The organism is Pseudomonas sp. PGPPP1 (genome assembly GCF_002255865.1).
GTDB classification, from domain to species: domain Bacteria; phylum Pseudomonadota; class Gammaproteobacteria; order Pseudomonadales; family Pseudomonadaceae; genus Aquipseudomonas; species Aquipseudomonas cremoris.
In genome coordinates this window covers 32,659-53,410 of sequence record NZ_NKIG01000032.1, presented here as the reverse complement: position 1 = coordinate 53,410, position 20,752 = coordinate 32,659, and the positions used below count along the sequence as shown (strand labels likewise).

Annotated in this window: 16 protein-coding genes and 1 pseudogene; 10 read left to right on the top strand and 7 right to left on the bottom strand. The window is 60.2% G+C overall.

Annotated elements, in window-relative coordinates:
• Window positions 1-151: 151 nt before the first annotated feature.
• From CFE47_RS26375 to CFE47_RS26355, 5 genes are all read left to right on the top strand, one after another.
• Window positions 152-916 (top strand): sulfite exporter TauE/SafE family protein, encoded by a 765-nt coding sequence (locus CFE47_RS26375; RefSeq protein ID WP_286841547.1) that lies wholly within the window; start codon window positions 152-154, stop codon window positions 914-916.
• Between the two features lie 117 nt (window positions 917-1,033).
• The gene (mdaB, locus tag CFE47_RS26370) at window positions 1,034-1,624 is read left to right on the top strand and encodes an NADPH:quinone oxidoreductase MdaB (protein ID WP_286841545.1); all 591 of its coding nucleotides are present in this window, start codon (window positions 1,034-1,036) and stop codon (window positions 1,622-1,624) included.
• A 30-nt stretch (window positions 1,625-1,654) separates the two neighbouring features.
• Window positions 1,655-2,551, top strand: a complete 897-nt coding sequence (locus CFE47_RS26365) for a LysR family transcriptional regulator (RefSeq protein ID WP_286841543.1) — start codon at window positions 1,655-1,657, stop codon at window positions 2,549-2,551.
• A gap of 103 nt (window positions 2,552-2,654) precedes the next feature.
• A complete protein-coding gene (locus CFE47_RS26360) occupies window positions 2,655-3,548 on the top strand; it encodes an NAD-dependent epimerase/dehydratase family protein (protein WP_286841541.1) in 894 nt (297 codons plus the stop codon).
• Between the two features lie 185 nt (window positions 3,549-3,733).
• Complete coding sequence (locus CFE47_RS26355; protein WP_286841539.1) at window positions 3,734-5,179, top strand: SulP family inorganic anion transporter; 1,446 nt, start codon at window positions 3,734-3,736, stop codon at window positions 5,177-5,179.
• Window positions 5,180-5,183: 4 nt separating this feature from the next.
• Here the strand turns inward: CFE47_RS26355 and CFE47_RS26350 are convergent, their stop codons facing one another.
• A complete protein-coding gene (locus CFE47_RS26350) occupies window positions 5,184-5,564 on the bottom strand; it encodes a lysozyme inhibitor LprI family protein (RefSeq protein ID WP_286841537.1) in 381 nt (126 codons plus the stop codon).
• Window positions 5,565-5,813: 249 nt separating this feature from the next.
• Here CFE47_RS26350 and CFE47_RS26345 point away from each other — a divergent pair, with 249 nt between their 5' ends.
• From CFE47_RS26345 to CFE47_RS26330, 4 genes are read left to right on the top strand one after another with little or no spacing between them, the layout of a single operon-like run.
• The gene (locus CFE47_RS26345) at window positions 5,814-7,163 is read left to right on the top strand and encodes a GntT/GntP/DsdX family permease (RefSeq protein ID WP_286841535.1); all 1,350 of its coding nucleotides are present in this window, start codon (window positions 5,814-5,816) and stop codon (window positions 7,161-7,163) included.
• A gap of 12 nt (window positions 7,164-7,175) precedes the next feature.
• Window positions 7,176-8,036, top strand: coding sequence for a MurR/RpiR family transcriptional regulator (locus CFE47_RS26340; protein WP_286841533.1), 861 nt, complete (start codon window positions 7,176-7,178; stop codon window positions 8,034-8,036).
• A 1-nt stretch (window position 8,037) separates the two neighbouring features.
• Window positions 8,038-9,501 (top strand): N-acyl-D-amino-acid deacylase family protein, encoded by a 1,464-nt coding sequence (locus tag CFE47_RS26335; RefSeq protein ID WP_286841531.1) that lies wholly within the window; start codon window positions 8,038-8,040, stop codon window positions 9,499-9,501.
• A gap of 29 nt (window positions 9,502-9,530) precedes the next feature.
• A complete protein-coding gene (locus CFE47_RS26330; protein WP_286841529.1) occupies window positions 9,531-9,896 on the top strand; it encodes a glyoxalase superfamily protein in 366 nt (121 codons plus the stop codon).
• A gap of 52 nt (window positions 9,897-9,948) precedes the next feature.
• Here CFE47_RS26330 and CFE47_RS31895 read toward each other — a convergent pair whose 3' ends face one another.
• The 3 genes and pseudogenes from CFE47_RS31895 to CFE47_RS26320 form a co-directional block, all read right to left on the bottom strand.
• Window positions 9,949-10,812 (bottom strand): methyl-accepting chemotaxis protein, encoded by an 864-nt coding sequence (locus CFE47_RS31895; RefSeq protein ID WP_371923957.1) that lies wholly within the window; start codon window positions 10,810-10,812, stop codon window positions 9,949-9,951.
• Window positions 10,804-11,733: pseudogene (locus CFE47_RS31890) on the bottom strand (methyl-accepting chemotaxis protein); the annotation flags it as partial. The pseudogene CFE47_RS31890 and the gene CFE47_RS31895, both read right to left, overlap by 9 nt.
• Before the next feature lie 308 nt (window positions 11,734-12,041).
• Window positions 12,042-17,747 carry a membrane-targeted effector domain-containing toxin gene (locus CFE47_RS26320; RefSeq protein WP_286841525.1) on the bottom strand — a complete coding sequence of 1,902 codons (5,706 nt, stop codon included), beginning with the start codon at window positions 17,745-17,747 and terminating at the stop codon, window positions 12,042-12,044.
• A gap of 207 nt (window positions 17,748-17,954) precedes the next feature.
• Between CFE47_RS26320 and bamJ the strand changes: the two genes are divergently transcribed.
• A complete protein-coding gene (gene bamJ, locus CFE47_RS26315; RefSeq protein ID WP_017477811.1) occupies window positions 17,955-18,572 on the top strand; it encodes a BamJ family beta-barrel-assembly machinery protein in 618 nt (205 codons plus the stop codon).
• Between the two features lie 147 nt (window positions 18,573-18,719).
• On the opposite strand, the gene CFE47_RS26310 is transcribed toward bamJ, so the two are convergent.
• From CFE47_RS26310 to CFE47_RS26300, 3 genes are all read right to left on the bottom strand, one after another.
• Window positions 18,720-18,977 carry a PA4570 family protein gene (locus CFE47_RS26310; protein WP_003194088.1) on the bottom strand — a complete coding sequence of 86 codons (258 nt, stop codon included), beginning with the start codon at window positions 18,975-18,977 and terminating at the stop codon, window positions 18,720-18,722.
• Between the two features lie 161 nt (window positions 18,978-19,138).
• Window positions 19,139-19,480 carry a zinc ribbon domain-containing protein YjdM gene (locus CFE47_RS26305; RefSeq protein WP_185710377.1) on the bottom strand — a complete coding sequence of 114 codons (342 nt, stop codon included), beginning with the start codon at window positions 19,478-19,480 and terminating at the stop codon, window positions 19,139-19,141.
• Window positions 19,481-19,597: 117 nt separating this feature from the next.
• Window positions 19,598-20,566, bottom strand: a complete 969-nt coding sequence (locus tag CFE47_RS26300) for a polyprenyl synthetase family protein (protein WP_185710376.1) — start codon at window positions 20,564-20,566, stop codon at window positions 19,598-19,600.
• Window positions 20,567-20,752 lie beyond the last annotated feature (186 nt).

Genomic DNA, 20,752 nt, shown 5'->3' with positions numbered 1-20,752 from the left:
GGCAAGCCAGCTCCCACACTTGAATGTATTCACACATCAAAATGTGGGAGCTGGCTTGCCTGCGATGACGGCGTCAGCCTCACACAAAACAAGAGGCTGCCTCAGTATATGGCGAATTTCCGAATCCGCTGTCACACGCCACAATGCCCTTATGAATACCTTCCTAGCGTTTTATCAAGACATCGGCCCGGCCCTGACCTTGCTGGTATTTGGCACCTTCCTGCTGGCCGGCACCGTCAAAGGCGTGATCGGCCTCGGCTTGCCCACCGTCGCCATGGGCCTGCTCGGCCTGGCTATGCTGCCGGCGCAGGCTGCGGCATTACTGATCATTCCCTCAACGGTCACCAACCTCTGGCAACTGGCATTCGGCGGCCACCTGAGTGCCTTGCTCAAACGACTGTGGCCGATGCTGCTGTTGATCTTTCTTGGCACCGGGCTCGGTACGGTATGGTTGGGCATGGACGGTGGCGGCTGGGTCGTTCACGCGTTGGGCGGGGCGTTGCTGGTGTATGCGCTGAGCGGGTTGTTCCTGCCCACGCTCAAGGTCAAGCCTGCGACCGAACGCTGGCTCGGCCCTTTGTGTGGGGTGATCACTGGCGTTATCACCTCGGCCACGGGTGTATTCGTGATTCCGGCCGTGCCGTATCTACAAGCCCTGGGCTTGAATCGCGATCAACTGGTGCAGGCGTTGGGGCTGTCGTTCACCGTGTCGACCCTGGCCCTGGCCGCCGGGCTGGCCTGGCGCGGCACGCTGGGCGGTGGCGAAATCAATGCGTCGCTGCTGGCGCTGATACCGGCGCTGCTGGGTATGTGGCTGGGCCAAGTGGTGCGCCAGCGCATCAGTGCGGTGCTGTTCAAGCGCGTATTTTTCGTCGGTATGGCGCTGTTGGGCGGTCATCTGCTGATCAGCGGTTAACAATAACTTGTTATTCGTGCATTCCGGTCAAATGTATTTTGCCGCGCCGCCGCTTATTCCGAGGGCCGGAGGTCGATAGTCTGCATCCAGACATTTTCAACCTCTGGATAACTTCCCATGAAAAAAGTACTCCTGCTTAACGGCGGCAAAAAGTTCGCTCACTCCGATGGCCGCTACAACACCACACTGCATGATGCCGCCCTGGCCGTGCTGGACCGTGGCGGTATCGACGTCAAGGTTACGCATATCGACGAAGGCTACGACGTGGCCGAAGAAGTCGCCAAATTCCTCTGGGCCGACGTGATCATCTATCAGATGCCGGGTTGGTGGATGGGCGCGCCATGGATCGTCAAGAAGTACATCGACGAAGTCTTCACCGAAGGCCACGGCAGCCTGTACGCCAGCGATGGTCGCACCCGCTCCGATGCCTCGCAGAAATACGGCAGTGGCGGCCTGATCCAGGGCAAGCAGTACATGCTGTCGCTGACCTGGAACGCACCGCAACAAGCCTTCGACGACCCCAGCGATTTCTTCGAAGCCAAGGGTGTGGACGCCGTGTATTTCCCGTTCCACAAGGCCAACGAATTCCTCGGCATGAGCGCGTTGCCGACCTTCCTGTGCGTGGACGTGATGAAACGTCCAGCCATCGAAGCCGACGTGGCGCGCTACGAGCAGCATCTGGCGCAGGTGTTCCACCTCTCGGTGTAAGCTGCTGCGAACCGATAACGAGGACAGCCTGTGAAAGCCCGATCCGACGAGCTACAAATCTTCGTCAGTGTGATTGAGTGCGGCTCGATTTCCGCCGCGGCCGAGCAGGTCGGGCAGACGCCGTCGGCGGTCAGCCGCACGCTGTCGCGCCTGGAGGCCAAGCTCGACACCACGCTGATCAACCGCACCACACGGCGCATGGACCTGACCGAAGAGGGCAAGTACTTCTTCGAACAGGCCAAGGTGATCCTGGCGCAGATGGAAGAGCTGGAGGAGCGCCTGTCGTCGCGCCAGAAAAAACCGGCGGGGCGCTTGCGCATCAATGCAGCGGTGCCGTTCATGCTGCATGGAATCGTGCCGTACATCGCCGAGTTTCGCAGCCTGTACCCCGAGATCCAGTTGGAGCTGAACAGCGACGACTTGATCATCGACCTGCTGGAGCAGAGCACCGATATTGCGATCCGCATCGGTGCGCTGGCCGACTCCACCTTGCATGCCCGCTCGCTGGGGTGCACGCCGCTGCATATCCTCGCCAGCCCCACTTACCTCAAGCAATACGGCACGCCGGACACGGTGGCCGAACTGGCGGGCCACACCTTGCTCGGCTTCTCCCAGACCGAAACGCTCAACCATTGGCCGCTGCGCCATGTGGAAGGCGACCGCTGGTTGATCCAGCCCAGCGTTTCTGCGTCCAGCGGTGAAACCGTGCGGCAGTTGGCATTGGAAGGGCAGGGTATTTGCTGCCTGTCGAACTTCATGACCGTCGACGACATCGACGCAGGGCGCCTGGTGCCGGTGCTGGAAGCATTCAACAGCGGGTATCGCCAGCCGATCCATGCGGTGTTCTACCGCAACTCGCAGCTGGCGCTACGCATCCAGTGTTTCCTGGACTTTATTCAGGCCAAACTGGCGCGGTATGCCTGCTGATTCGTGACCGTCGCGCAAGATTGAATTGGGTGGCACGGGCTTATTCGTCGGGGATCGCTCCTTGATACTGGGCCCATCACTTACCCCGTCAGGAGCATCTTCCATGAACGTATTCGTTACCGGCGCCGCAGGTTTTATCGGTGGTTCCATCGCAACGGGCCTGGTCAAGGCCGGCCACTCCGTTACGGGCCTGGTGCGCAGCCCCGATCAAGCCGCAGAGATGACCGCGCTCGGCATCACCCCGGTGATTGGCACCCTGGATGACGCCGCTGTATTGACCGAGCAGGCGCACAAAGCCGACGCGGTGATCAACGCCGCTAGCAGTGATCATCGTGCTGCGGTGGAAACGTTGTTGGCTGCCTTGAAAGGCTCGAACAAGCCGTTTTTGCACACCAGCGGTTCGAGCATCGTGGGTGATGCATCGGGCGGCAAGGCCAGCGACGTTATCTACTTCGAAGACAGCTTGCCGGAGCCGACGGTGGATAAGGCCGCACGCGTGGCGATCGATAACCTGATCCTCGCTGCCGCCAATGAAGGTGTGAATTCAGCGGTGATCTGCAACACCCTCATCTACGGCCACAGCCTGGGCGTGAAACGTGACAGCGTGCAATTGCCGCGGTTGCTCAAGCAGGCACGCAAGAGTGGGGTGGTGCGCCATGTGGGGACGGGGCAGAACATTTGGTCCAACGTGCACATTGAAGACGTGGTGGCGTTGTATCTGCTGGCGCTGACCAAGAATGTGCCGGGCACCTTCTACTTTGTCGAAAGCAGTGAAGCGGCGTTTGTCGACATGACCACCGCCATTGCCCAAGCACTGAACCTGGGTGAGCCGCAGGATTGGCCGTTGGCTGATGCCGAGGCCGAGTGGGGCTATGAAATGGCCAACTATGGTTTGGGCTCCAACAGCCGGGTGCGTGGCAAGCATGCGCGTGAGTTGCTGGGTTGGGTGCCGAAGCGCACGTCGGTTGTGGAGTGGATCCGCCACGAGATGGTGTGATGTTCGCTTAGCACCGAGTTGCCCTTATCGCAGGCAAGCCAGCTCCCACATTTTGATGTGTGATTACATTCAAGTGTGGGAGCTGGCTTGCCTGCGATGGCCGCACCTCGGTCTTCCAGACTAGCCCCACCCCCCGCAATTCCGTACCATTCCCCGCCTTATCCCCCGCATTACCCTGGTACCTCATGAACCTCACCCGTCTGCGCGCCGATGCCCTGGCCGGCCTCACCACGTCGTTTGCGCTGCTGCCCGAATGCATCGCCTTTGCCCTGGTGGCCCACCTCAACCCGCTGATGGGGCTCTACGGCGCCTTTATCATCTGTACCCTCACCGCGTTGTTCGGCGGTCGGCCGGGTATGGTCTCTGGTGCGGCGGGGTCGATGGCGGTGGTGATCGTCGCACTGGTGGTGCAGCACGGCGTCGACTACTTGCTGGCGACGGTACTGCTGGGCGGGTTGATCATGATCGCCTTCGGCCTGTTGCGCCTGGGCAAGCTGGTGCGCATGGTGCCGCACCCGGTGATGCTCGGGTTCGTGAACGGCCTGGCGATCATTATCGCGCTGGCGCAGTTGGAGCATTTCAAGAGCGGTGAGCACTGGCTCAGCGGCACGCCGTTGTACGTGATGATTGGCCTGGTGCTGGTGACCATGGCCATCGTTTATCTGCTGCCGCGCATCACCCGCGCCGTGCCGCCAGCGTTGGTGGCGATCCTCGGCGTGGGCCTGGCGGTGTACCTGCTTGGCCTGCCGACGCGCACCCTCGGCGACATGGCTCACATCGCCGGTGGCCTGCCAACCTTCGCATTGCCACAAATCCCCTGGACCCTGGAAACCCTCGGTATCATCGCGCCGTACGCGTTCCTGATGGCCATGGTCGGCCTGCTGGAAACGCTGCTCACCCTCAACCTCACCGACGAAATCACCGAGACCCGTGGTTACCCCGACCGCGAAAGCGTGGCCCTGGGCGCGGCGAATATGGTCTCGGGCGTGTTCGGCGGCATGGGTGGCTGCGCGATGATCGGGCAAACCGTGATCAACTTAAGCTCCGGTGGGCGCGGGCGATTCTCCGGGGTGTTTGCCGGGGTGATGATCCTGTTGTTCATTCTGTTTCTGTCGCCGTTTATCGAGCGGATTCCACTGGCAGCGCTGGTGGGGGTGATGTTCGTGGTGTCCCAACAGACCTTCGCCTGGGCCTCCTTGCGGGTAGTCAACAAGGTGCCGCTCAACGATGTGCTGGTGATTATTGCGGTGACGGTGATTACCGTGTTCACCGACCTGGCCACGGCGGTGTTGTGCGGGATTGTGATTGCGGCGCTGAACTTCGCTTGGCAACAGGCTCGCGAGCTGTACGCGGATGAGCATTTGGAGGCCGATGGCAGCAAGCTCTATCGCCTGCACGGTACGTTGTTCTTTGCCTCGACCACGCCGTTCCTGAACCAGTTCGACCCCGCCAACGACCCGGCCCAGGTGACGCTGGATTGCCGTCACCTGAGCTTCGTCGATTACTCGGCGATTGCCGCGCTGATGACCCTGCGCGAGCGCTATGCCAAGGCCGGTAAGCACCTGCGGGTGCTGCATTTATCCGAGCGCTGCAAGAAGCTGCTCAAGCGCGCCCGAGTGCATCACGACTGATCGATCACGGCCCGACCAGGTCTTCCAGTTCCTGGGCGCGGGTCTGAGTCATGTCCAGCACGCAGCCGGAGCCATTGACCTGGTCGATGGTGCCGCCAGTCGCGCTGCCTGCAAACGCGCAATTGGCGTCTCGGTACTTTATCCACAGGCGCTGCACGTCTTGCAATTGCTGCTTGCGCGCGCCTTCCTGGGCGGCGAGGGCGGTCTTGTAGGCCGTGTTCAGGCGCTTGTCCTGCACCTTGGTTTCCTTGGCATTGCAATTGACCATGTCGGCGGAGGTGTTGGCGGTGTCCATGCATTTTTTCAGCGCGGCGTTATCGGCGGCTGAGGCGGTGCCGCAGACGGCAAGCAGCAGGGCGCTGACGGCGAGTGAGGTGCGAATCATGGTCGGTTTTCCTGGGCATGAGGGGTTGCGCATTCTATGACTGAATGGCGGCCACTGAGTTTCCGACATCCTCTGATCTTCATGTAAGAACACCCCCCCGAATTTTCATGCATGGCTGTCGGGCATATCCCCGCGCGACAGCGCTTGTCTGTGGGCGAAAATTACTTTCATAAAAATTGAAAATACTCCTCAGTAATGATTTATGAGTTTCACAACAGATTCGACGTGACCCTTTCCGAGGAGTACCGCATGGCCGCATCACCGGGCTTCGGGCTATTGGCATACGCTGCCATTGCCATCATTGCTTTGATCGTGCTGATTGCACGTTACCGACTCAACCCGTTTATCGTCATCACCCTGGTATCCATTGGCCTGGCGCTGATGGCCGGGATGCCGGCGGACACCATCATGGGTTCCTACGAGGCGGGTGTCGGCAAGACACTGGGCCATATCGCCCTGGTGGTCGCGTTGGGCACCATGCTTGGCAAGATGATGGCCGAGTCCGGCGGTGCCGAGCAGGTGGCGCGCACGCTGATCAACCGTTTCGGCGAGCGTAACGCCCACTGGGCCATGGTGTGCATCGCGTTCCTGGTGGGGCTGCCGCTGTTTTTTGAGGTAGGTTTTGTGTTGCTGGTGCCCATCGCCTTTACCGTGGCGCGGCGCGTCGGCGTGTCGATTCTGATGGTCGGCTTGCCGATGGTCGCCGGCCTGTCGGTGGTGCATGCACTGGTGCCACCGCACCCGGCGGCGATGATGGCGGTGCTGGCGTATAACGCGTCGGTGGGTCAGACCGTGCTGTACGCGATCCTGATCGGCATTCCTACGGCAATCATCGCCGGGCCGGTGTACGCCAAATTCATCGTGCCGCGTATTCACCTGCCCGCAGAAAACCCGCTGGAGCGCCAGTTTATCGACCGTGAGCCGCGCACCCGATTGCCGAGCTTCGCGCTGACCATGAGCACCATCCTGTTGCCGGTAGTGCTGATGATGATCGGCGGCTGGGCCAACGTGATTTCCACGCCGGGCACCGGTTTCAACCACTTCCTGTTGTTTATCGGCAACTCGGTGATTGCGCTGTTGGTGGCGACCCTGGTGAGCTTTTGGACGCTGGGCCTGGCACAAGGCTTCAACCGCGAAGCTATCCTCAAATTCACCAACGAGTGCCTGGCGCCGACCGCGAGCATTACGTTGCTGGTGGGTGCGGGCGGCGGCTTGAACCGCATCCTGGTGGACGCGGGCGTCACCAACGAAATTCTCGGCTTGGCCCACGCTTTCCACCTGTCGCCGCTGGTGATGGGCTGGTTGTTCGCCGCGTTGATGCGCATCGCCACCGGTTCGGCGACGGTGGCGATGACTACCGCGTCGGGCGTGGTTGCGCCCGTGGCCATGGGCTTGGGTTATCCACACCCCGAATTGCTGGTGTTGGCCACTGGCGCCGGCTCTGTGATCTTTTCCCACGTGAACGACGGCGGCTTCTGGCTGATCAAGGAATACTTCAATATGACGGTGATCCAGACCTTCAAGACCTGGACCGTGCTGGAAACCCTGATTTCAGTGGTCGCCTTCGGTCTGACTTACGGTCTGTCCTGCATTCTGTAACCCGGAGACCCCATGGACATCCTCTACCAGATCCGCGCCCGCCAGGATTCCTTCAGCGCCGGCGAAGGGCGTATCGCCAAGTTGATGCTCGACGATGTGGGGTTTGCGGCGTCGGCCAGCCTGGAAGAACTGTCCCAACGGGCCGAGGTCAGCACAGCCACGCTGTCGCGGTTTGCGCGTAGCGTGGGGTGTCGGGACTTGCGGGATTTGCGCCTGCAACTCGCGCAGGCCAGCGGGGTTGGCAGTCGCTTTCTCGACCCCGCCGGGTTGCCGGAGCAGTCGGCATTTCACCGGCAGATTCTGGGGGATATCGAAGCGACCTTGCGCCAGCATTTGTCGGGTTTCAACCAGGCGAGTTTTGTCGACGCGGTCAGCCTGCTGGGCAAGGCGCGGATGATCCACGCCTTCGGCATGGGTGGCCCGTCGAGCCTGTGCAGCGAGGAATTGCAAGTGCGCCTGGTGCGTCTGGGCTACCCGATTGCCGCCTGTCACGACCCGGTGATGATGCGCGTAACCGCCGCAACCTTGGGCCCCGAGCACGCCTTGATCGTGTGTTCCCTGACCGGTCTTACCCCCGAGCTGTTGGACGTGGTGGCGTTGGCGCGCAACTACGATGCACGCATCGTTGCGATCACCCTGGCCGATTCTCCTCTGGCCCAATTGGCGGACGTCGTGCTGCCGTTGCAACCGGCCGAAACCAGTTTTATCTACAAGCCCACTGCGGCGCGCTACGGAATGCTGCTGGCCATCGACCTGCTCGCCACCGAGCTGGCCCTGGCCATGCCGGACGACAACCAGGAACGCCTGCGCCGGATCAAGCTGGCCCTGGACGATTATCGCGGCGGCCCTGACAGCCTGCCGCTCGGAGACTGATATGAAGTACGACACGTTGATTCGCCAGGCGCTGATCATTGATGGCAGCAACACGCCGGGGTATCTGGCCGATGTGGGGCTGCTTGCCGGGCGCATCGAGACGATTGGCGATCTCTCGGCAGCGACCGCCGAACATGAAATTGATGCCCGTGGCCGCGTGTTGGCGCCGGGTTTTATCGACGTGCACACCCACGATGACACCGTAGTGATCCGTCATCCGCAGATGCTGCCCAAGCTCAGCCAGGGCGTGACCACAGTGATCGTGGGCAACTGCGGCATCAGCGCTTCACCGGTGAGTTTGCGCAACGACCCGCCGGACCCGATGAACTTGCTCGGCACGCGTGAGGCGTTCACTTATCCGCGTTTTGCCGATTACCGAACGGCGGTGCAAAACGCTCACCCTGCGGTTAATGTCGCGGCCTTGATCGGCCACACAGCGCTGCGCAGCAACCATATGGACGACCTGCATCGCACTGCCACGGCGGATGAAATCGCGGCCATGCGCTTGCAGCTGCACGAGAGTCTCGAAGACGGCGCCCTCGGGTTATCCACCGGCCTGGCCTACGCCAGCGCGTTCAGTGCCGAGACCGATGAAGTGCTGCAACTCAGTGAAGAACTGACCGCATTCGGTGCCGTATACACCACCCATTTGCGCAGCGAATTCGAACCGGTGCTGGAGGCGATGGACGAAGCGTTCCTGATCGGCCGGCACGCCAAGGCCCCGGTGATCATTTCCCACCTCAAGTGCGCCGGCGCGGGCAACTGGGGTCGCAGTCCGCAGTTGTTGGCCTCGCTGGAATTGGCGGCGAAAACCCACCCGGTAGGGTGTGATTGTTATCCCTATGCGGCGAGTTCTTCGACGTTGGATTTGAAGCAAGTCACCGATGCATTTCGCATCACCATCACTTGGTCGACGCCGCACCCGGAGATGGGCGGACGCGACTTGCAAGACATCGCCGCGCAATGGGACGTTTCACTGATGGACGCCGCACGTCGCCTGCAACCGGCGGGGGCGGTGTATTACGGAATGGATGAAGCAGATGTACGACGCATTCTCGCGCACCCGTTGTCGATGGTGGGCTCCGATGGGCTGCCCGAAGATCCGTTCCCTCATCCACGTTTGTGGGGCGCGTTTCCACGGGTGCTGGGGCATTTCAGTCGGGATGTGGGGTTGTTCCCGCTTCACACGGCAGTGCACAAGATGACCGGGTTGTCGGCGGCACGCTTCGGCTTGTCGGATCGTGGCGAAATCCGCGAAGGACACTGGGCTGACCTGGTGTTGTTCGATCCGTTGCGGGTGCGCGATGTGGCGGATTTCAAAGAGCCGCAGCGGGCGGCAGAAGGGATTGACGCGGTGTGGGTCAACGGCGTGTTGAATTACAGCGAAGGGCAGGCGAACGGCCTGCGGCCGGGTCGATTTCTGGCGCGTAGTGGGGATTTGCGTAAGGGTTTTTCGTCTCTATAGTGGGCGTTTTCATACACGGACCGGTCGCCATGCACTTAGGAAAAGTCACCCCCATATTGCGGATTTTCGACGAGGCCAAGGCGCTGGAGTTCTACGTCGACTTTCTGGGATTCAAGGTCGATTGGCAGCATCGTTTCGAGGCGAATTTTCCGTTGTATTTGCAGGTGTCGTTCGGCGAGTGTGTGCTGCATTTGTCCGAGCACCATGGCGATGCTTCACCGGGCGCAGCGGTGCGGATTCAGGCGCAAGGGGTGGATGCATACCAGCAGCAGCTGCTGGCCAAGAATTACCGTTATGCCAAGCCTGGCGTTGAAGAAACGCCTTGGGGCTCGCGGGAGATGAGCATCAAGGATCCCTTCGGCAATCGGTTGGTGTTTGTCGAAGAGGCAATCTAGGTTTGTACAATAGGTGACGAGGGAGCGTGCTCCCTCGCCAAGGTGATGTTTCTTACACCCGGAAATGGCTGACCATCTGCTGCAACTGGCTACCCAAACGCGCCAGTTCCACACTCGATTTAGCCGTCTCGTCGCTGGCCGTTGCGGTCTGTTCCGACACGTCACGCACGTTCACAATGCTGCGGCTGATCTCTTCAGCCACGGCGCTTTGCTGCTCGGCGGCGGCGGCGATCTGCTGGTTCATCGACTGGATATTCGACACCGTGCGAGTGATGTTCTCCAGTGACACACCGGCCTTGCGCGTCAACTCGACACTGCTGTCGGTCAGGCTGCGGCTGTTGTTCATCACGTTGGCTACTTGCTGGGTACCGTTCTGCAAACCGGCGACCAGGCCTTCGATTTCCTCGGTGGACTTTTGCGTGCGCTGGGCCAGGCCACGCACTTCATCAGCCACCACGGCAAACCCACGGCCGGCTTCACCCGCACGTGCTGCTTCGATGGCGGCGTTGAGTGCGAGCAGGTTGGTCTGTTCGGCCACAGCCTTGATCACGTCCATCACGCTGCCGATCTTGTTGCTCTCTTGCTGCAGGTGCGTCATGGCGTCAGTGGAGCGTGCCACTTCGGCGGCCAGGCGTTCGATCTGGGCGATGGCTTCGGCCACCACTTTGTCGCCTGCGCGGGCTTGGCCATCGGCGTCGGCTGCGGCCTGTGATGCTTGCTCGGCGTTGCGCGCGACTTCCTGCACGGTGGCCGTCATCTCGTGCATGGCGGTGGCGACCTGATCCGTCTCGATCTTCTGGCTGTTGACGCCGGCGCTGGTCTGCTCGGTGACGGCCGACAATTCTTCGGCAGCGCTGGCGATTTGGGTGACGCCGTCGCGAATGCCGCTGATCAATTCGCGCAAGGTCGTGCCCATGCGCTGGATGCCCTGCTGCAGCACGCCCAGTTCGTCGCGGCGAGTGACTTGGATGTTGTGGCTCAAGTCACCGGAAGCGATGCGTTCCACCACCGCCAGGGTTTCCTGTATCGGGCGAGTGATCTGGCGGGTAATGACCAAGGCCGCAATGATGCCAACCAGCAAGGCCAGCAACGTGCTGATCAATTGCAGGCTGCGGGCCTGGGCGCTCTCGGCGTCGCGGCGATCAAGTTGGATGTCGTACAGCTTGTCGCTGATGGTGACGATATCGTTGCCTTGCACCGTCATTTCGGCACGGGCGCTGACGATGTTGGCGTTGGCCGCCTTGTAGTTCTGCACGGCGCTGCGATAGGCGCCAAGGGCCGATTCCAGCGCCGTCAGTGCGCTTTGCTGGCTGGCACCGAATACGGCGCTCAGGTCCTTCAAACCGGTGATGGTTTTTTCGATTTGTGCGGCGGCGCGTGCTTCGGTGTCGGCGCTGACGTTGCCGGTGTAGCCGCGTACTTCATAACGCGACAATTGGAATTGCATTTTGGCGTCGGCCACCGCCTGGAACTGCGCCAAATGCTCCGAGCTGTCGGGCATTTGTTTTACGCTGGTTTCCAACGTGTCGATCTGGGCATTGGCGATTTCAGCTTTGTCGCCCATGGTCTGGCGCGCAGCGCTGCCATTACGGTAGGCCTCGCGCATTTTGTTCAAGGACTGCTGGTACGCGGTGATGATGGATTTCTGCTCGTTGAGCAGCTTGACGTTATCCGGGCTCTTGAAGCTGTTCAGCAGTTTTTGCTGTTGGGCGATGAAGGCGTCCAGGTTGGTCTGCACATTCTGCGCGGCGGTTTCGTCACCGTTGGCCAGCATGTACTGCAGGCGTGCAACACGCAGTTTGGTCAGCGACGCATTGAGCTGGGTGATGTCGCTCATCCAGTTGCTGCGGTCGATCAGGCCGCCCAGGCTGGTCCAGCCGGTGAGGGCCAAAATCGAGGTGAGAACCAGCACCAGGCCGAAGCCCAGGCCGAGTTTGAGGTTGACGCTGATGTTACCGAACCAGCTGTTCATCGAATGCTCCGCAAAAATTAAAACTGAGTGCTGGGCGGTGTTGTTGTTTGAGCCAGCTGAGGTGTATGGGGAGGTATCGGCGTCGAGCGCTGAATCTGAAATGCCATTTGTCAGACAGTTTCATAAATGGCCCTGCACGCAGTGCGGGCAGGGTCAGGTGAGCCGCTTTCCCGTCAAGGGGCGGGCACCAGATGAATGGTGCGTTTGAGGGCTTCAATCAGATGGGTTTGGTACAGGAAGCGTTGGCCGCGCAACGCTTCCCAGCGATCAATGAAGAACTGGCCCTTATCATCGATCTGGATCGGTGTGACCACGATTTCTCCACTGTTGGATTTGTGTACCAGATGGGTTTCGTGGAGCGATGGGCGCTCGATCTGGAAATGCCCAATGTCCTTTAGCCGTGAGCGGCTCGCAGGCGCGGGGGGGCGGATGGCCGGCCTGCCGGCAATTCCCATTTCCAGGAGAAAGTCGCTGCGAAAGGCGGTCCATGAATACTCATCGACGATCCAGCCTCCAACGCGCAGGGTTCGCGCCGTATCAGCCGGCATATCACGTACGAGCAGGCTCACGGCATCCTGCAGTTGAGCGACTCCCGGAACCAGTTCGTGCATGTCGACATGGCCACTGCCCATGAAGGCCACCCATTTATGCGGCCCGTAGGCGGCCTGATCGGCTTTGATGACCTCATTGGCGAAGTAGCTGAACATCGTATTGCGTGGGCTGGTTCCTTTGGCTCCCTTGACGTGGTAGCTCGCGGTGCAGTCCAGCGCGCGTACCCGAATGCCGTACTTGTTGGCTGCCTTGACCACGTTGGAATAGTTGTCAGGACCTGTGTACATGGGCATGTGCCCGTTGTCCTGTTGTTTCAAGTAAGCCTTGAGGTAGCTCGGCATTATCAGCGTGTCGTGGAAGGTGTTCAGTTCGTGTTGGAGCAAATCTGTCAGCAGGTGCTCGACGTACAGAGTCTTGACCCCTAGTTCCTTGAGCCGCTTCATGTGCTTGATCAGGAAGTTCTTGCTCGATTGCGCTGCGTGGGCTTCGCCGATGATCAGGCCCAACTTGTATTGATACACCTGCTCAATGAACTCTTCTTCGCCGGTTGTGGTTGCGATGCGAGCCAGGGATGGGCGAGCGGGTGGCGTGTAATTCCTGAATGTGGCCCTGGCACGATCCAGCAAGTCCTGGCGCATCGTGGAGAACGCCTGGAAGGCCGGGTAGCCTGGATCGTTGATGTCCCCCATGCTATAGCGAGTGTCCAGGCCGCGATGGGAGCCGGCCAGTAGCCGAGTTTGGGCCTGCAAAGGGGGCGGCATATCGAATTCGCTGTAATGCGCAACGCTGACGGCGGGCATGGGGGGCTGAGGAGTACCGGGTTTGACCCGCGCATGGTGGGAGGTCAACAGGGTCGTTGTGTAATGCCCTCGCGACAACCCGGGCGCAGAGGTGTCGGCCGCAACACCCAAGGACTGACCGGGTGCTGCGTCCACGACTCGCAATGCCAGCGTGTTTTGCAAGTCTGGCAGGCCTGGCACTGTTTCATAGGTACCCAGCCGATTCTGCTCTACCAGGGCGATCCAGCCTTCATCCGCGTTCTTCGCGGTATTTCGTTCGATTACTTTATGCGAGTAGAAATTTCTCAAGCGGCTGGACCGAGGCATAAAGCGCTCGCCGTCTCTTAGGTCCAACAGATGGTTCATGTGGTAGGAGCAGGTTGCGTCCAGCCCTTCAACCGCAATGTTGTGCTGATGGGCTTGCAGCATCAGTGTGCGAAAGGTGTAGGGTGCTTCACGGGTGTAGCCCAGCGCCAAGTCGACCCGCGCTAGGTGATCCTCGATGCTTTTAAGGGCGCTGGCGATGTTGCCCTTTGCTTGCCGGTTGATAATGGCGAGTTTTTTGCGAAACAGATCGGCTGGCAGGTTTTCGATGTACAGGCGTTTTACGCCCAGTTCGGCCAGGGTTTTAATGTTCTCGATCAGCAATTGTTTGCTGGCGATGGAGGTGTTGACCGCGCCAACGACTAACCCTTTGTTCTGGCCCAGCAGGTTTTTTAGAAGCTCTGCATGCGCGGTTTGCGCGGCCAATTCGGGCAGTTCGCCACGGACGGGGATCGCTGGTGGCATCTGGAAGAAGGCGTTGGCGTCCTGGGTCAGGCGGTCCACCTGGCGAGCATAGTGGGTGCGCACGGGTTGCAGGGATTGATGGGCATTGCTCTGGGATGCGTGTGCGGCGACGGCGTTCCAGTCCTGAGTGATGCGGGTATTGAAGTCTGGGTCGAGCAGGGCCCTGAAGTTTTTGCTCTGGTCGGCCGGCGTCTCGTAAATCGCCAATGCGTTGTCAGTCTCGTCTACCAATTTTTGATAACTGTCCCGACCGCCTCCAGCGACTCCCGAGCGAATCCATTGCCCGTCTGCCCCCTGATTAACCAATCGACCGGTGGAGAGCATTTGCCCGCTTACCGGATCATTGCGGTAGAGCAAATGGCGACCCAGGGCATCCGGGGTTTGAGGCGTCCACAGTGTTTGCCCTTCATACAACACCGGTTGCATGGTTTTGGGTGGATCGGGCAACAGTTGTTTGAGGTGTTCGGCTTCTACAGCATGATTGCCGGTCCTGATGACCGGGCGCACCGGTGTCATTATGTGGAAAGGGCCGGTGAAGGCTGGGCGCAGGTCAAACAGCAAGGCGCCGACGAGGTTGGCGAGATAGCCGATGTAATGCATCAGCGCGCCGCTGTTGTCGCCTTGATAGTAGGCATCAATCCCCAGCATGGCCTCCTTGAACGCCAGCAACCCACCCAGGCTCAGGCTTAAGGCGGGAAACGGGATAGTCGCAATGGCGGTGACCCATTCCACGCAGGTCCATAGAATGCCGGTGATCATCTGCGTGCGGTTGACCGTCGTCGCGTGCACATCGTCGATCTTGCGTTGCAGGCGCATGTTGTAGAGGTCGTGGCGCAGATCGGTGAGTGGCATGGCGCGCACGAGGGGGTCGTGGCGGGCGGGACTGGGTGTGGTGGGGTTGATGTCATCCGGCAGCGCTTTTTTTGCGTCCTGTAAAAATTGGCTGATACGCACCTTGGACTGGACCGGCACCCTCTCTGTGAAGTAGGCAAGAAAGCCGTTGTCTTTTTTTACCAGGTAGTTGAACAGCCGTGCCTCACGAAACCCGACAGTGTCCGGGGCATTGGGGGTGTAGAGCATCACCGGCTCGTTGGCGTGGCGGAACAGGTAGCAGCCGTTCACCCAATCACCCTCAATGGACAGACGATGCACCTGGTAGGTATTGCGCGACGCGACGCTGGTGTCGGGCATGCTGTCGATGGCGCGCTCCAGCCAGGCCAGGTCCTGGCTGGCGATATGGCCTTGCAGCCGCGATTCCAGGGCTGCACTTTTCATTTGTAGTTGGGTGACTTTCAGGATTGCCTCCCGGCGAGCGGCATAGCCTTGGCTGTCGGCGGGTAACAAGCGTTTACGCACTTCGTCGGCATAACGCTGGCCGATCCACACGCCGGTGACTGAGCGGGCTACGTTCTGCGCGGTCAAGGGTGTGAGGTCGACATCCGGGGGCCCTCGAAAGGTGGCTGACGCTGAAAATTTTTCATTGATAAAGCCAATTCCGTCTTCGTAGCCGTCGCGATACAGCTCGGTGTAGGAAAGAGGTTTTGGTGGTTGCCCTAGCAAGGTTTTGGGCGCGTGGGCAAACACGCTGTTAGGATCGACGTCGTTCTTATCTTGGCCCAACAACTTATTAAGACTGAGCTTGGCTTGCTTGTGCAGGAAGGTTTTGAAGTCATCGAAGTTGGCCTCCGAATCGTGTCGGGCGTTGTAGGTTTGCAGGGCGCCGACCGCGTCATTGCTGAAGGTGGTCAGGCGCATTCGGTCTGCTGCGCTGGCGGCGCGATAGCTGGAGGGAGTGCCGTGTTGATAGTCGTCCACCAACCGACTATCGAGCAGGTGCGTCACCATGGCATCCAGGCATTCGGAGTAGCTGTACGAGGGGCTGAAGGTGACTTCAAGGTGTTCATTGGCATCTGGCCTGAAGCTCAGGGACCGCAGGAATACCCCCATCTTGGGGTGAAAGCGCAATGGCACCTGTTCCATTATGTAGTCGCTCATGGAGCGGTTATCGGTGCGAGTGCTGTCATCGGCCCAGGCAAGCATGTGGGTCTGGCATTCACGTTCACTGTTGAAGGCAATAAACGATTGGGCGCGTGGTGACTCCGGCGTGCACAGCAGCAGGCGTTTGACCTCACCCGCGGCGCTCTCCTCGCGCAGTACCCACAGGTCCTTGAGTTGAGCGCCATGCAGCGAAACGGTGTGTGCACGCAAGCGTGTTTCGGGCAGCTCGCGCAATTGCTCGAACAGACGGAAGTCAGCCGCGTTCAACTGGCCTTGTAGATTGGCGATAAGCGCCAGTGTCACCAGACGTTGATCCTGCAGGGTGCGGGCGGCCAGGCGAATTTCCGGCTTGGCCTGCGTGGTTTTTTGAACGTGGGCGAAGTCCAGGCGCGGTTGCAGGTCCTTCAGCAACGTCAGTAGGTTCGGGGGGGACAGTGCTGCGTGGGCGGTACTCAAGGCAGCGCCGGCATAGGTGAGCGTGGTGTGCTTGATAAAGGCCGACCCTGGCAACTCGTCGCCGGTATGCAGGCCGCGCAAGCTAAGTTCAACCAGGCTGTGGCTCTGCGTGTAGGTGCCCACATGCGGCACCGTGCGACGGGTGGTGACAAGCAGTTGATCGGGGTTCAGGTCGTGGATGTCGAGGTCCTCGGCCAGTTGTTCGACCAACTGGAAGTGCGCCAGGGACTGAGGGGTCGCCGCCGGGCCCAAGGCGTTGATAAAGGCCTGGCGTGCACGGTTGTAAACGGTGATTTGTTGCATCAGCGCCGATCGCTGAGTGTCCTCGGCGCTGCGGAACCAATTCGGCAAACTCTCATGCAGGTGCCATTCCAGCAAGCGTTGCGCGCGCAGGCCTAGGCGCAAGGTCAGATCGGGCAATGCATCGGTCAACGCTTTGTCCAGGGCGTCGATCAGTTTGGGGGCGTCCAGTGGCTGGTCCAGCGCGTGCTTGATGTCCTGGCGACGCTTTTCGAGGATGGCATCCCAGGTGTATTCGAACAGCGGCGCCCCCTCGATCGGGCGCAACGCCAGGGGCCAGATCCCCGTTACGTCCAATGCCTGGTAGCGAACCGGCAGATGCCGAATGAACTCTGCGTGCCCGGCCGGCAGGGCAAAGGCCTCCAGCAGGCGCTGATCCAGTTCCTGCAGCGAAGGGAAGGCTTCCAGGCCACGGGAGGGGGTGAAGAGCAGCACGGGGCCGACATCGTGGGCGGTCGTCAGGTTATCAACTACCGGGCTCGATTGCCGCGTCAGCACAAAGGCTCCGGCAAACTCGACGGTCTGGTCCTGGTAGGTGAAGGTCAGTGCATACATGCCCGGGCGAAAAGCGGGGCCCAGGCTGCAGTCTTCGAGCATGCGCTGGTCCGTGGCGGCCAGCAGGTGGTCGCTGACGTTGAGCCTGGCTTCGTGCTCCAGTGCTACGCTGCCGGCGGTCACCGCCATGAAGGTCCGGCGGCCCTGACGCTCGATGATGTCTGTCTCAACCAGGGCTTGCAGATTTTTGTCGAGATCAGCCAAGCTTTTTTTGCCGGCTTCGGTGCTGAGTCCGACCTGGGTCATGTCCTTGTACAAGGCCCGCGACTGAGTGAGTAGCTTGGCGTTGGCATCCTTCAGGGTGATATTGAGCTTTTCCAGCGCCATCAGCGATTCGGGTAATGCCACGGGTTGCCGGGTGCGTGCGCGCAGCGTGGGGTCGATTTCCAACAGATGGGTTTGTACGGTCTGGAGTGTGGGTGTAGCAGGTGGGTGATTTGGAGTGCTCATCGGCACAGCCCCCATGAAGATAAAAGGAATCCTCAGCTTGGGGGGCAGGGCACGGGCGACGGCGGTAAATAGCTATGCGCGCGGCAGGGGAGGGGCTCATCAACAGGCAATGTTCTGTGCTAGTCTGCGGGCCCTTTTAGTTCTGGATGGCACGGGAATAGCGGCCTCTGCGCCGGTATTCAGTGTTGTCCTACAGCGGAGCCTTCCATGTCCGAAGTTAATCTGTCCACCGACGAAACCCGCGTCAGCTACGGTATTGGCCGTCAATTGGGCGACCAACTGCGCGACAACCCGCCACCGGGTGTGAGCCTGGACGCGATCCTGGCCGGCCTGACCGACGCCTTCGCTGGCAAGCCAAGCCGAGTTGACCAAGAGCAAATGGCCGCCAGCTTCAAGGTTATCCGCGAAATCATGCAAGCAGAAGCGGCTGCCAAGGCAGAAGCGGCTGCTGGCGAAGGCCTGGCGTTCCTGGCTGAAAATGCCAAGCGTGATGGCATCACCACCCTGGCTTCCGGCCTGCAATTCGAAGTGCTGACTGCCGGTGACGGCGCCAAGCCGACCCGTGAAGACCAAGTACGCACTCACTACCACGGCACCCTGATCGACGGCACTGTGTTCGACAGTTCCTACGAGCGTGGCCAGCCTGCAGAATTCCCGGTAGGCGGCGTGATCGCTGGCTGGACCGAAGCCCTGCAACTGATGAATGCCGGCAGCAAATGGCGCCTGTACGTGCCGAGCGAATTGGCTTACGGCGCTCAAGGCGTTGGCAGCATCCCGCCGCACAGCGTTCTGGTGTTCGACGTCGAGCTGCTCGACGTTCTGTAAGACCTTGCAGCAATGGCGCCGGCTTCATGTGGGAGCTGGCTTGCCTGCGATAGCATCACCTCGGTAGCAGGGTTGACCGAGTTGTCTGCATCGCGGGCAAGCCCGGCTCCCACACGAAATCGGTGCATTCAGGTTTTGCGGGTAGTTTCATGGATGGAATTTGCCATTCAACTCCGTCGCCGGGCGCAACGCTCGGGCATAGCAGAACAGAAACAGATTACGCACCACCTCTTTGAGCACCCCAGGTTCACTCGAACTCAGGCCATTCACGTCCAGGTCACCCTGGTCCTGCAGTTCATTCAGCGCTTCTTCTTCCAGCACAGCACAGACTTCGCCGGTTTCCCGATGCAGGATTCGAAGGTAAGGGTGTGGGCGGTCCAGCCAGGCATCTATCAAATAAGTCATGGGTCGCATCTCCTTGATGGGTTTCAATGAGAATAATTCTTATTCGTAGAATAGCAAGTGCCTATTGGCGGATTCTGGTTTTTTCTGTGCGGTTATTGCGCGGGATCAAAGGAGAGGGCGAAACGCCATCCCGCGGCGGGCGCGGGATGGAGGTAGCAAAATCAGACTTTGCGCACGAACTCGGACTTGAGCTTCATCGGGCCGATACCGTCGATCTTGCAATCGATATCGTGGTCGCCATCGCACAGGCGGATGTTCTTGACCTTGGTGCCGACCTTTACCACGAGCGAGGTGCCCTTGACCTTGAGGTCCTTGATCACGGTGATGGTGTCGCCGTCCTGCAGGACGTTGCCCACAGAGTCTTTCTTCACGGTTTCATCACCGGCCGCTTCGGCCTCGCCGTTAGCGGACCACTCATGGGCGCATTCCGGGCAGATCAGCTGGGTGCCGTCTTCGTAGGTGTATTCGGAATTGCATTTTGGGCAGGGTGGCAACGTGCTCACTAAGGCTCCTTGAGAGTCAGGGATGGCTAAAGGGCGCACATTATATAGGGTTTTGCAGTCTTACAGGTTGTGTGAAATCTAAATGTGGGAGGGGGCCCTCCCACACAGGCACGCGCTTTAGTGAGTACGCGCGACCGCAAACTCGCTCAGCTCAACCAGGGCATCCCGGTATTCGCTGGCAGGAAGGGCTTCCAGGCACTTGATCGCACGCGCCACGAAATCACGCGCCAACTGCGCGGTGTAGTCCAGCGAACCCGAGGCTTCGACCGCTGCACGGATGGCTTCCAGGTCTTCGATCCCACCTTTCTGGATCGCCTTGCGCACCAGGGCGGCCTGTTCCGGCGTGCCCTCGCGCATGGTGTAGATCAGCGGCAAGGTCGGCTTGCCTTCGGCCAGGTCGTCACCGACGTTCTTGCCCAGGGTTTCGGCGTCGCCACGGTAGTCGAGCAGGTCGTCCACCAGTTGGAACGCCACGCCCAGGTGGTCGCCAAATGTGCGCAGGGCTTCGGCCTGTTCGGCAGTTGCGCCACACAACGCGGCGGCGCTGTGGGTGGAGGCTTCGAAGAGCATCGCGGTTTTGCCGCGAATCACTTCCATATAGGTTTCTTCGGTGGTGCTGGCGTCGCGGACCTTGGACAGTTGCAGTACTTCGCCTTCGGCGATGATGCGCGTGGCCTGTGAAAGAATCTTCATCACCGGCATCGAGCCCAGCTCGACCATCATTTCGAACGAGCGCGAATACAGGAAGTCGCCCACCAATACGCTGGGAGCGTTGCCCCACATTGCATTGGCGGTCTCGCGCCCACGGCGCATGCCGGACATGTCGACCACGTCGTCATGCAGCAGGGTGGCGGTGTGCAGGAATTCGATGGTGGCGGCCAGCAGGCGCAAATCATCGCCTTCACGGCCCAGGGCCTTGCCGCACAGCAACACTAATAAAGGGCGCAGGCGTTTGCCGCCCGCCGACGTAATGTAGTCACCAATTTTGGAGACCAGCGGCACTTTAGAAGTCAGCTGCTTCTTGATGATGCCGTCGACGGCGCTAAAATCGTCCGCGACCGCGCGGTAGAAAGCTTGGGGTTGCATCAGCGACAGTCGCTCCAGAAGGGTTGCGCGGCATGCTAGGACCCTGACCCCCGGGTGTCAAGGCGCGATGGACGGCCCCTTGCAAGCCTCTTATAGCTTGCGTACAATCGCGCACCCTGAACTTCCTGGGCAGCACCTGCCTTACGCAATTGCATTCGGGACGTCCATCCCATGCAGCCATGCCAG